Origin of the sequence: Pseudomonas sp. TWI628 (assembly GCF_039673865.1) — a bacterium.
Taxonomy (GTDB): domain Bacteria; phylum Pseudomonadota; class Gammaproteobacteria; order Pseudomonadales; family Pseudomonadaceae; genus Aquipseudomonas.
The window spans coordinates 178,143-189,697 of the sequence record NZ_JBDJMM010000004.1 but is presented as its reverse complement, the minus strand read 5'-3'; the positions used below and the strand labels follow the sequence as shown (position 1 = coordinate 189,697).

Below are 11,555 nucleotides of genomic sequence, written 5' to 3'. Positions count from 1 at the left end.
CGGCGGGAAATTAGCCGTGTAAGCAGGGGCGCAAGGTGAACTGCATCACGCGGTTCACCTTAGAACTGAAACTAATAGAAACTCATTAACTTTCGTATTTGACAATCATTATCATTCTGAATAGTTTGTCGCACGTCGTAGGCAGCTTCCCTTCAAGGGGTGCTCCCTTCCCCGTTCGAGACAAGGTGATTTCCATGGCGGAACAACTATCCACAAGTAAGTGCGATTCACCATTACTCCAGGCATTCGTCGACAACCGCAGCATCCTGGTCAAGATCGCAGCCCGCATCACCGGCTGCCGCTCGCGCGCCGAGGACGTGGTGCAGGATGCCTTCTTCCGGCTCAGCGCCGCCCCGCAGATCACCTCGTCGTTCAAGGCGCAGCTCAGCTACCTGTTCCAGATCGTGCGCAACCTGGCCATCGACCATTACCGCAAGCAGGCCATGGAGCTGAAGTATTCCGGCAGCGAAGAGGAAGGCCTGAACGTGGTCATCCCGAACGCCTCGCCCGAAGCCACGCACATCAACCTGGCGGCGCTCGAACACATCGCCGAGGCGCTCAACGAACTGCCCCAGCGCACCCGCTATGCCTTCGAGATGTATCGCCTGCATGGCGTGCCGCAGAAGGACATCGCCAAGGAACTGGGGGTTTCGCCGACCCTGGTCAACTTCATGATTCGCGATGCCCTGGTGCATTGTCGCAAGACTGCCAACCGGCAGGCCTGACAGAAGCTGCAAGCTCTAAGCTGCAAGCTGCAAGCTGCAAGAAACAGCGGTCTACCGCCAATCACACTTGCAGCTTGAGGCTTGCAGCTACACCAGCTTGCAACGCTCGAAGAACCGCTCCCGCCCCAGAATCATCAATGCCGCGCGCTTGTGCGGGAAGTCGAATTCCTTGTCGCAATGGAAACACTGGTCGTGCATGTAGCCGATCATCTTGCCGTTGTCGGCACGGGGCTCAGCCACCACGCGCTGGGTGCGCGGGTCGTCCAGGAACAGGTAGTGCACCAGCGCCGACAGCCAGCTGGCGACCTTATGCGGGCCCCGGTGTGCCTCCTCCCCCACCAGCATGTGGATGCCACGGTCATAATCGTCGGCTGGATAGAACGGCGCAATACGATCCTCCTTGGCCCAGTACGCTTCGAAGTAGGCGAACGGCTGATCATCGAAACAGCCGATCAGGGTCAGGGTGTGCGGGTCGGCTTCGAGCTTGGTCAGGTACGCGCGGTGCTGCTCCAGCGAGCCCGCCTCCTGCCAGAATTTCTCCACCCGGGGGTGGTTCTGCCAGCGGTTGAAGCGCTCCAGATCCTGGTCGACTTCCAGGGTACGCAACGACACCCAGGCGCCCAGCCGCGCATCGAACCGGCGATACACCTCGCCACGCGGCTTGGGTGCCCGGCGCGGGTGGCGCTTGCCGTTGCTGAACTGCATCTGCTGCGGATAGGCACCGCTGTTCGAAGCCACCAGCCACGGCTGCGGCAACTGCCAGAACAGCGCGCGCTCACACAGGTAGACCCCGGCGACTTCGCCGGCCAGCAACAAACCGCTGGCCAAAGCCTGCGGCACGCTGGACGGCAGGTGCACGGCCAGGCGCTGGCGAGCCGGATCACGTGACAGCAGCCAATAGCAGGCAGCCCATAGCGCTTGCTGCGGGCGCTCCGAACACAGGCTTTGCACATGCACTTGCAGCGTATCGCCCGGCTCCAGTCGCAGCTGAATCAATGGCTGCCCTTCAAGGGTCAGGCTCAACCGGCGGTCATCTTCCTCGGCATCGAGGCTGCGCCAGCGGGGTAAAGACAGAGGCTGCGAAGCGGCATCGAACGGCATGGTCTTGGCTCACGAAGTCATAAAGAAAGGCTCACTTCTGATGACGTGCCCATGCCTGGGGAATTTAGTCGTTCGGCGCGGCGACGGTGATCCGGTAGGGCTGGAAGATGCGCGTCAGTTCGCCCGTGTCGCGCAGGTGGCGCAGCAGCTCGGCGAACTTATGGTCGGTGATCGGGGCACCGGGACGCAGCAAGGCATAGTGGTGATAAACCTGGTCGATGCGCTGCGAGGCGATCAGCTGGCTGAGGCTGTCGGGGTTGCGGGCCAGGAAGTCGCTCAGGTAGGAGCGCGTCACCAGGGCAATGTCGGAGCGACCGGCCTGGACCATCAGCAGGTTGCTGTCGTGGGAGTAGGTCAGCGTTGCGTTGTAGGTCTTGCGCAGGTAGTTGGGGTCGGAGTTGAAGTTGGCAAAGGCATAGTGATAGCCGTTGAACAGCGCCAGACGCTTACCGCTCAAACTGTCGAAATAATGCTGATCGCGACCGCTGGTTTTCCTGGCAACGAACACTTCGGCATCCTCCAGGCCCATGTCCACCGCCTGGTGGGTAATCTGCTGCCAGCCCCACTCGGGGTTCTCGAAGATCGCCATGTCGGTGCGGCCTTGCTGGAAATCACCAAAGCGCCGCTGGATGGAGGTCGGCACCAGGATGAAGCGGTAGTCCGACTGCATGCGGTTCAATGCCTCGACCAACTGGGGCAGCAAACCGGTGTCGGCGCCCTGCTCCGGGCGCACGGTATAAGGCGGGAAATGCGCAGCGCCGATCTTCACCTCGATGGCCTCGACGGCCCACGCTGGCAGCGCCAGCCAGGCCGCAGCCAGCAGCATCAGAGTGGAGATTAGCTTCAGGCCGGGCGCTGGAGTCAAAGCGGACGCTCATCACGGTTCATACCTGGATGCGCTTAAGCTAGGCGTTTTCCCGGCACTGCACAACTGCTGGTTATGCCAAAGTAAGGGCATTTTGCCAGGGGATGCCGTAAGGCCAGACATTGGCTACGCTGCTTTGGCATGTTTGGCGAGGGAGCCTGGTATGGGCCACTGGTTGGTGATCGACCTGGAAGCCACCACCGATGACGGTGGCTGGCCGGTCACGGAGATGGAAATCATTGAAATCGGCGCCAGCCTGGTGACCCGCGAAGGCCGTGAAGTGGACCACTTCCAGCGCTTCGTGCGGCCCCGGCGGCGGCCGCAGCTGACACCGTTCTGCCGCGAGCTGACGCACATCAGCCAGGCCAGTGTCGACAGTGCCGCGGCCTTCCCCGAGGTCTGGGAGCGTTTCGAGCGCTGGCTGGGGCACCACCGCGGGCAGCTGCAAGCCTGGGTCAGCTGGGGCGACTATGACCGCCAGCAGCTGTTGCAGGAATGGCGCCAGCATGAAGTCGACAGCCTGCTGCGCGAGCTGCCGCACATCAACCTCAAGCAGCGCTTCGCCAAGGCTCGCCACCTGCAGCGCCCGGCCGGGCTCAATGGCGCGCTGCAACTGGCGGGCATGCACTTCTGCGGGCAGCAGCACCGGGCCCTGGAAGATGCGCGCAACACCGCACGCCTGCTGCCCTTGAGCCTGCCTGCGAACGGCACCTGAAAGCAGATGACGGGGCCAATGGGCTTGGGCATACTGGCCAGCCCTTTTTCACCCCCCATTCTTTCAGGAGTCGCCCATGTTCCAGGTCAACGAGTACTTCAACGGCACCGTCAAGTCGATCGCCTTCGCCGGTGATGAAGGCCCTGCCACTGTGGGCGTGATGGCCCCGGGCGAATACGAGTTCGGCACTGCCAAGCGCGAGATCATGCACGTGGTGTCCGGCGCCCTGACCGTGAAGCTGCCGGGTAGCGACAACTGGGAAACCTTCAACGCTGGCGACACGTTCAACGTGCCGGCCGACAGCAAGTTCCAGCTGCAGGTGAAAGTGGATACCGCTTACCTGTGCGAGTACCGCGACTAAGCGTTAGCCCGCACTGGCTTCTTCGCGGCGTCGAGCCGCCGCGAAGAAGCCAGCATTAATCCTTCAGAAAACCCTCCACTTTTTCGGCCGCAGCCTGCAAGTGCTGCTCATGGCTGAACCCCGAAGCCTTCAGCGGCTTCAGATCATGATCCCCCGCCACCAGCCAGCTCACGTCGATAGCCGGTGACAGCGCATACCCCTCCACCGCCTCCCGATTGCCCAGCGCATCGCGCTCGCCCTGCACGATCAGCGTGCGCGTCTTCAGCTCGGCCAGGTGCTCGACCCGTGGCTTCTCCGGCTTGCCCACCGCATAGAACGGATAGCCCAGGCACACCAGCGCATCCACCCCCAGTTCATCGGCCAGCAGGCTGGCCATGCGCCCGCCCATCGACTTGCCGCCAATGGCCAGCCTGCCCGTGACCAAAGGTCGCACCTGCCGGTACACCTCGCGCCAGCATTCCAGCAGCACCTTCTGCGGATTGGGCGGCCGCTTGCCGCCGCCGTTGCGCCGCTCGGCCATGTAGGGGAACTCGAAGCGAACCACCCCGACCCCAAGCGCCGCGAGCCTTTGCGCCATTTCGTCCATGAACTCGCTGTCCATCGGCGCACCCGCGCCATGGGCCAGGATCAGGCACGCGCACGCACTGCCCTCGCCGCCCATTCGCGGAGGATCGCAGCGCAAGCCTGGGACATTTCCGACTTGCGCCCATTGATCCCCGTCAATACCGGCACTTTGCCCATTACTCATGCTTGCCTCGCTGTAAAGCCTGCCAAAATAACCGTGGATGGGAACCCATACATGAACACAACCAGCAGTACCGCCTATAACTACAAGGTGGTCCGCCAATTCGCCATCATGACGGTGGTGTGGGGAATCGTCGGGATGGGGCTCGGTGTCTTCATCGCCGCCCAGCTCGCCTGGCCTTCCCTCAACTTCGACCTCCCCTGGACCAGCTTCGGCCGCCTGCGACCCCTGCATACCAATGCGGTGATCTTTGCCTTCGGCGGCTGCGCGCTGTTCGCCACCTCCTATTATTCGGTGCAACGCACCTGCCAGACCACCCTGTTCGCGCCCAAACTGGCCGCGTTCAGCTTCTGGGGCTGGCAACTGGTGATCCTGCTGGCGGCCATCACCCTGCCGCTGGGCTACACCAGCTCCAAGGAATACGCCGAGCTGGAATGGCCGATCGACATCCTGATCACCATCGTCTGGGTGAGCTACGCCATCGTGTTCTTCGGCACGCTGATGAAACGCACCACCAAGCACATCTACGTGGGCAACTGGTTCTTCGGCGCCTTCATCCTCACCGTGGCGCTGCTGCACATCGTCAACAACCTGGAACTGCCGGTCAGCCTGACCAAGTCGTACTCGGTCTACGCCGGCGCCACCGACGCCATGGTGCAATGGTGGTACGGCCACAACGCGGTAGGTTTCTTCCTCACCGCCGGCTTCCTCGGGATGATGTACTACTACGTGCCCAAGCAGGCCGAGCGCCCGGTGTATTCCTATCGCCTGTCGATCGTCCACTTCTGGGCACTGATCACCCTGTACATCTGGGCCGGCCCGCACCACCTGCACTACACCGCGCTGCCGGACTGGGCGCAATCGCTGGGCATGGTGATGTCGCTGATCCTGCTGGCGCCAAGCTGGGGCGGCATGATCAACGGCATGATGACCCTCTCGGGCGCCTGGCACAAACTGCGCAGCGACCCGATCCTGCGCTTCCTGGTGGTGTCGCTGGCGTTCTACGGCATGTCCACCTTCGAAGGCCCGATGATGGCCATCAAGACGGTCAACGCCCTGTCCCACTACACCGACTGGACCATTGGCCACGTGCACGCTGGCGCCCTCGGCTGGGTAGCGATGATCTCGATCGGCGCGCTGTACCACACCATCCCGAAAGTGTTCGGCAAGCAGCAGATGCACAGCATCGGCCTGATCAACGCGCACTTCTGGCTGGCAACCATCGGCACCGTGCTGTACATCGCCTCGATGTGGGTCAACGGCATCGCCCAGGGCCTGATGTGGCGCGCGGTCAACAGCGACGGCACGCTCACCTACTCGTTCGTGGAAACCCTGGTGGCCAGCCACCCAGGCTTCATCGTGCGCTTCGTTGGCGGCGCGATATTCCTCAGCGGCATGTTCCTGATGGCCTGGAACACCTGGCGCACCGTGCGTTCGCCGGCGCTCGACGCCGCCCCTGCGAACGCCCAGCTGGCTTGAGGAGACCTGCCTGATGAAACATGAAGTCATCGAGAAAAACGTCGGCCTGCTGGCCCTGCTGATGGTGTTTGCCGTGAGCATCGGCGGCCTGACCCAGATCGTCCCGCTGTTCTTCCAGGACGTCACCAACAAGCCGGTCGAAGGCATGAAGCCCTACACCGCGCTGCAACTGGAAGGCCGCGACATCTACATCCGCGAAGGCTGCGTCGGCTGCCACTCGCAGATGATCCGCCCGTTCCGCGCCGAAACCGAACGCTACGGCCACTACTCGGTCGCGGGCGAAAGCGTCTGGGACCACCCGTTCCTGTGGGGCTCCAAGCGCACCGGGCCGGACCTGGCCCGCGTGGGTGGCCGCTATTCGGACGACTGGCACCGCGCGCACCTGTACAACCCGCGCAACGTGGTACCGGAGTCGAAGATGCCGTCCTACCCGTGGCTGGTCGCCGAAAAGGTCGACAACAGCCACACCGACACCAAGATGCGCACCCTGCGCACCCTGGGCGTGCCGTACACCGACGAGGACATCGCCGGTGCCCGTGATGCGGTCAAGGGCAAGACCGAGATGGACGCCCTGGTCGCCTACCTGCAGGTGCTCGGCACCGCCATCAAGAACAAGAGGTAACCCGCATGGAAATGGACATCGGCATGATCCGTGGCCTGGGCACCCTGGTGGTGATGGTCGCCTTCATCGGCCTCTCGCTATGGGTGTTCAACCGTCGCCGCGACCATGATTTCGCCGAAGCGCGCCTGCTGCCCTTCGTCGACGACCGCCTGCCCCCTGCCGGGCAGGAACCTGCTGCCATGACTGCGGCTGTGAGGAGCAAAGCGCAATGACCACCTTCTGGAGTACCTACATCAGCGTACTGACCATCGGCAGCCTGATCGGCCTGGCGTGGCTGTTGCTGTCGACCCGCAAGGGCCAGAGCAACAGCACCACCGACCAGACCATGGGGCACAGCTTCGATGGCATCGAGGAGTACGACAACCCGCTGCCCAAGTGGTGGTTCTGGCTGTTCGTCGGCACCCTGGTGTTCGGTGCCGGCTACCTGGTGCTGTACCCGGGCCTGGGCAACTGGAAAGGCATCCTGCCCGGCTACGAGAATGGCTGGACCGGTGCCAACGAGTGGCAGAAGGAGATGGAGAAGGCCGACGCCAAGTTCGGCCCGATCTTCGCCAAGTATGCCGCCATGCCCGTCGAGGAAGTGGCCAAGGACCCACAGGCACTGAAAATGGGTAGCCGCCTGTTCGCCTCCAACTGCTCGGTGTGCCACGGTTCGGATGCCAAGGGCGCCTACGGGTTCCCCAACCTGACCGACCAGGACTGGCGCTGGGGCGGCGAGCCGGAGACCATCAAGGCGTCGATCATGAATGGCCGCCACGGCGTGATGCCGGCGTGGGCCGAGGTGATCGGGGAACAGGGTGTGGCGGATGTCGCCGCGTTCGTGTTGACCAACCTCGACGGCCGCAGCCTGCCGGAAGGGGTCAAGGCCGACCCGGTCAAGGGCAAGGAAATCTTCGCCGGCAACTGCGTGGCCTGCCACGGGCCTGAAGGTAAAGGCACCCCGGCCATGGGCGCACCGAACCTGACCCATCCGCAGGCGTTCATCTATGGTTCGAGCTTTGCCCAGTTGCAGCAGACCATTCGCTATGGGCGCCAGGGGCAGATGCCGGCCCAGGCGGAAATCCAGGGCAATGACAAGGTGCATCTGCTGGCTGCCTATGTGTACAGCCTGTCGCAGAACGGCACCGCCGAGAACCTGACCGCCCAGTAATACCCTTGGGGCCGCCTTGCGGCCCCCCCTCCCCGCTCTACCTCCGCCCTTGCACCCCCTCCGAACAGAACTAAGCTTGTTGCCTCAGTGGGCTTCGCTCCGCAAGGACCGAAGCAGACGCGGCGCACAGCCTGATGCCGCCCCCGAAAAAGCCTGACCGATCGATCAGAAAAAGATGAAAAACGGTACACATTACAAATATTTATTTGTGTACAATCGTCCCGACCCTATCGCCGTGGGACACCGGCGAAAGGGCCCGGACACGGGTCGGCGCAAGGATCCTTGCGTTGCCATAACCCAAGTGGTTATCGATACTGGCGCCGATTTTTCGACCAACAAGAACACCAAAACCGTGGAACCTTAGAATGAGCACAGCAATCAGTCCGACTGCTTATAACTATAAGGTCGTCCGCCAGTTCGCCATCATGACGGTGGTCTGGGGGATCCTTGGCATGGGCCTGGGCGTCTTCATCGCCTCGCAGCTGGTGTGGCCGCAACTGAACCTGGACCTGCCCTGGACCAGCTTCGGCCGCCTGCGCCCGCTGCACACCAACCTGGTCATCTTCGCCTTCGGTGGCTGTGCGCTGTTCGGCACCAGCTACTACGTGGTGCAGCGGACCTGCCAGACCCGGCTGATCTCCGACAGCATGGCCGCCTTCACCTTCTGGGGCTGGCAGGCGGTGATCGTCGGCGCGCTGATCACCCTGCCGATGGGCTTCACCACCACCAAGGAATACGCCGAGCTCGAGTGGCCGCTGGCGATCCTCCTGGCCATTGTCTGGGTGACCTACGGGTTGGTGTTCTTCGGTACCATCGTCAAGCGCAAGACCAAGCACATCTATGTCGGCAACTGGTTCTACGGCGCCTTCATCGTGGTCACCGCGATGCTGCACATCGTCAACCACATCTCGCTGCCGGTGAGCCTGTTCAAGTCGTACTCGGCCTACGCTGGCGCCACCGACGCGATGATCCAGTGGTGGTACGGCCACAACGCGGTGGGCTTCTTCCTCACCACCGGCTTCCTGGGGATGATGTACTACTTCGTACCCAAGCAGGCTGAACGGCCGATCTACTCCTATCGCCTGTCGATCGTGCACTTCTGGGCACTGATCACCCTGTACATCTGGGCCGGCCCGCACCACCTGCACTACACCGCGCTGCCGGACTGGGCGCAATCGCTGGGCATGGTGATGTCGATCATCCTGCTGGCACCGAGCTGGGGCGGCATGATCAACGGCATGATGACCCTGTCGGGCGCCTGGCACAAACTGCGTACCGACCCGATCCTGCGCTTCCTGGTGGTGTCGCTGGCGTTCTACGGCATGTCCACCTTCGAAGGCCCGATGATGGCCATCAAGACCGTCAACTCGCTGTCGCACTACACCGACTGGACCATCGGCCACGTGCACGCCGGTGCCCTCGGCTGGGTGGCGATGATCTCGATCGGCGCGGTCTACCACATGATCCCGAAACTCTACGGCCGCGAGCAGATGCACAGCGTCGGCCTGATCAACGCGCACTTCTGGCTGGCGACCATCGGCACCGTGCTGTACATCGCCTCGATGTGGGTCAACGGCATCACCCAGGGCCTGATGTGGCGCGCCATCAACGATGACGGCACGCTCACCTACTCCTTCGTCGAAGCCCTGCAGGCCAGCCACCCTGGCTATATCGTCCGCGCCCTGGGCGGTGCGTTCTTCGCCACCGGCATGCTGCTGATGGCCTACAACGTGTTCCGTACCGTGCGTGCCGCCAACCCGGCACAGGCCGAGGAAGCCGCCAAGATCGTCGTCGTGGGAGCGCACTGATGAAGCATGAAGCCGTCGAGAAGAACATAGGCCTGCTGGCCTTCTTCATGGTCATCGCCGTGAGCGTCGGTGGCCTGACCCAGATCGTCCCGCTGTTTTTCCAGGACGTCACCAACAAGCCGGTCGAAGGCATGAAGCCGCGCACCGCGCTGGAAGTCGAAGGCCGCGACATCTACATCCGTGAAGGCTGCGTGGGCTGCCACTCGCAGATGATTCGCCCGTTCCGCGCCGAAACCGAGCGCTACGGCCACTACTCGGTCGCGGGCGAAAGCGTCTGGGACCACCCGTTCCTGTGGGGCTCCAAGCGCACCGGCCCGGACCTGGCCCGCGTGGGTGGCCGCTACTCCGATGACTGGCACCGCGCGCACCTGTACAACCCGCGCAACGTGGTGCCGGAATCGAAGATGCCGGCCTACCCGTGGCTGGTCGAGAACAAGCTCGACGGCAAGGACACCGCGAAGAAACTGGAAGTGCTGCGTACCTTGGGCACACCGTACAGCGACGCCGACATCGCCGGCGCCCGCGACGCGGTCAAGGGCAAGACCGAAATGGACGCACTGGTCGCGTACCTGCAGGGTCTTGGCACCATCATCAAAAGCAAACGGTGACGCTGATGGATATCGGGATGATTCGCGGCCTGGGCACCGTCGTGGTGATGGTGGCCTTCGTGGGCCTGGCACTGTGGGTGTTCAACCCCCGGCGCAAGAAGGACTTCGACGAGGCGACGCAACTGCCCTTCGCGGATGACCCCGAGGCCAGCCGGCACGTCGAGCAAGCAAAAGCTTCTGGGAGCAAACAACAATGACAACCTTCTGGAGTCTGTACGTTACCGTCCTGACCCTGGGCACCATCTTCTCGCTGACCTGGCTGCTGCTGTCGACCCGCAAGGGCCAGCGCGAAGAGGTCACCGACGAGACCGTCGGGCATGCCTTCGATGGCATCGAGGAATACGACAACCCGCTGCCGAAATGGTGGTTCTGGCTGTTTGTCGGCACCATCATCTTCGCCCTCGGCTACCTGGTGCTGTACCCAGGCCTGGGCAACTGGAAAGGCATCCTGCCGGGCTATTCGTACCTGGATAACGACAAGCAGACCGAGTTCTCCAACGGCCAGCCGGGCTGGACCGGCGTGCACGAGTGGGAAAAGGAAATGGCCAAGGCCAACGCACGCTTCGGGCCGATTTTCGCCAAGTTCGCGGCGATGCCGATCGAAGAGGTTGCCAAGGACCCGCAAGCGCTGAAAATGGGCGCACGCCTGTTCGCCTCGAACTGCTCGGTGTGCCACGGTTCCGATGCCAAGGGCGCCTATGGCTTCCCCAACCTGACCGACCAGGACTGGCGCTGGGGCGGCGAGCCGGAAACCATCAAGACCACCATCATGGGCGGCCGCCATGGCGTGATGCCGGCCTGGGGGGAAGTGCTTGGCGAACAGGGCGTGGCCGATGTCGCCGCGTTCGTCACCAGCAAGCTCGATGGCCGCAGCCTGCCGGAAGGTGCCAAGGCCGATGCCGAGAACGGCCAGAAGCTGTTCGCCGCCAACTGCGTGGCCTGCCACGGCCCTGAGGGCAAGGGCACCCCGGCCATGGGTGCGCCGAACCTGACCCACCCGCAGGCGTTCATCTACGGTTCGAGCTTTGCCCAGCTGCAGCAGACCATTCGCTATGGCCGCCAAGGGCAGATGCCGGCGCAGGAACAGTTGCAGGGCAATGACAAGGTGCACTTGCTGGCGGCTTATGTGTACAGCCTGTCGCACCAGGCTGAACCGGCCCAGCAGGCTGAGTAAGGCAGGCCTGGCCTCTCGCGGATTTATCCGCGATGAGGCCGGCAAATGCAGCACAAGATGACCTGGATCAATTGACACCCGCCATAACACGATTCATACCACGAACCCAACGCGACTAAAGGTCGCAGCGCGATCCCATATCGCCACCAGCGGCGTATCATTGATCGCAGAGCGCTAGCAGCATGCGCGAGACTGTGGCCGG

At 62.9% G+C, this 11,555-nt stretch carries 14 protein-coding genes; 11 read left to right on the top strand and 3 right to left on the bottom strand.

Annotated features, from left to right (window positions below; genetic code table 11):
- The first annotated feature begins 194 nt into the window (after positions 1-194).
- Positions 195-725: an RNA polymerase factor sigma-70 gene (locus ABE528_RS04855; protein ID WP_079229034.1), complete on the top strand. Its 531-nt coding sequence runs from the start codon at positions 195-197 to the stop codon at positions 723-725.
- Between the two features lie 87 nt (positions 726-812).
- On the opposite strand, the gene ABE528_RS04850 is transcribed toward ABE528_RS04855, so the two are convergent.
- Positions 813-1,826 carry a GNAT family N-acetyltransferase gene (locus tag ABE528_RS04850; RefSeq protein WP_346652346.1) on the bottom strand — a complete coding sequence of 338 codons (1,014 nt, stop codon included), beginning with the start codon at positions 1,824-1,826 and terminating at the stop codon, positions 813-815.
- A 64-nt stretch (positions 1,827-1,890) separates the two neighbouring features.
- Positions 1,891-2,691 (bottom strand): transporter substrate-binding domain-containing protein, encoded by an 801-nt coding sequence (locus ABE528_RS04845; protein ID WP_152958926.1) that lies wholly within the window; start codon positions 2,689-2,691, stop codon positions 1,891-1,893.
- Between the two features lie 163 nt (positions 2,692-2,854).
- On the opposite strand from ABE528_RS04845, the gene ABE528_RS04840 reads away from it, so the two are divergent.
- Positions 2,855-3,406 (top strand): exonuclease domain-containing protein, encoded by a 552-nt coding sequence (locus ABE528_RS04840; RefSeq protein WP_152958925.1) that lies wholly within the window; start codon positions 2,855-2,857, stop codon positions 3,404-3,406.
- A 76-nt stretch (positions 3,407-3,482) separates the two neighbouring features.
- Complete coding sequence (locus ABE528_RS04835) at positions 3,483-3,767, top strand: pyrimidine/purine nucleoside phosphorylase (RefSeq protein ID WP_152958924.1); 285 nt, start codon at positions 3,483-3,485, stop codon at positions 3,765-3,767.
- A gap of 55 nt (positions 3,768-3,822) precedes the next feature.
- On the opposite strand, the gene ABE528_RS04830 is transcribed toward ABE528_RS04835, so the two are convergent.
- Positions 3,823-4,515 carry an alpha/beta family hydrolase gene (locus tag ABE528_RS04830; RefSeq protein WP_346652345.1) on the bottom strand — a complete coding sequence of 231 codons (693 nt, stop codon included), beginning with the start codon at positions 4,513-4,515 and terminating at the stop codon, positions 3,823-3,825.
- Between the two features lie 51 nt (positions 4,516-4,566).
- Here ABE528_RS04830 and ccoN (ABE528_RS04825) point away from each other — a divergent pair, with 51 nt between their 5' ends.
- The 8 genes from ccoN (ABE528_RS04825) to ccoP (ABE528_RS04790) all read left to right on the top strand — a co-directional run bounded on the left by ccoN (ABE528_RS04825) (position 4,567) and on the right by ccoP (ABE528_RS04790) (position 11,353).
- Positions 4,567-5,991 (top strand): cytochrome-c oxidase, cbb3-type subunit I, encoded by a 1,425-nt coding sequence (ccoN, locus tag ABE528_RS04825; RefSeq protein WP_152958922.1) that lies wholly within the window; start codon positions 4,567-4,569, stop codon positions 5,989-5,991.
- 13 nt (positions 5,992-6,004) lie between these two features.
- Positions 6,005-6,613, top strand: coding sequence for a cytochrome-c oxidase, cbb3-type subunit II (gene ccoO / locus ABE528_RS04820; protein WP_054884101.1), 609 nt, complete (start codon positions 6,005-6,007; stop codon positions 6,611-6,613).
- A 5-nt stretch (positions 6,614-6,618) separates the two neighbouring features.
- Complete coding sequence (locus ABE528_RS04815; RefSeq protein WP_152958921.1) at positions 6,619-6,825, top strand: cbb3-type cytochrome c oxidase subunit 3; 207 nt, start codon at positions 6,619-6,621, stop codon at positions 6,823-6,825.
- Complete coding sequence (gene ccoP, locus ABE528_RS04810; protein ID WP_152958920.1) at positions 6,822-7,763, top strand: cytochrome-c oxidase, cbb3-type subunit III; 942 nt, start codon at positions 6,822-6,824, stop codon at positions 7,761-7,763. Before ABE528_RS04815 ends, ccoP (ABE528_RS04810) begins: the two co-directional genes overlap by 4 nt.
- Before the next feature lie 365 nt (positions 7,764-8,128).
- Positions 8,129-9,571 (top strand): cytochrome-c oxidase, cbb3-type subunit I, encoded by a 1,443-nt coding sequence (gene ccoN / locus ABE528_RS04805; protein ID WP_085677877.1) that lies wholly within the window; start codon positions 8,129-8,131, stop codon positions 9,569-9,571.
- On the top strand, positions 9,571-10,179 hold the full coding sequence (ccoO, locus tag ABE528_RS04800) for a cytochrome-c oxidase, cbb3-type subunit II (RefSeq protein ID WP_054884105.1): 609 nt from the start codon (positions 9,571-9,573) through the stop codon (positions 10,177-10,179). The genes ccoN (ABE528_RS04805) and ccoO (ABE528_RS04800) overlap by 1 nt, the downstream gene beginning before the upstream one ends.
- Positions 10,180-10,184: 5 nt before the next feature.
- Positions 10,185-10,376, top strand: a complete 192-nt coding sequence (locus ABE528_RS04795) for a CcoQ/FixQ family Cbb3-type cytochrome c oxidase assembly chaperone (protein ID WP_056801413.1) — start codon at positions 10,185-10,187, stop codon at positions 10,374-10,376.
- Positions 10,373-11,353, top strand: coding sequence for a cytochrome-c oxidase, cbb3-type subunit III (gene ccoP / locus ABE528_RS04790; RefSeq protein ID WP_152958919.1), 981 nt, complete (start codon positions 10,373-10,375; stop codon positions 11,351-11,353). The genes ABE528_RS04795 and ccoP (ABE528_RS04790) overlap by 4 nt, the downstream gene beginning before the upstream one ends.
- Positions 11,354-11,555 lie beyond the last annotated feature (202 nt).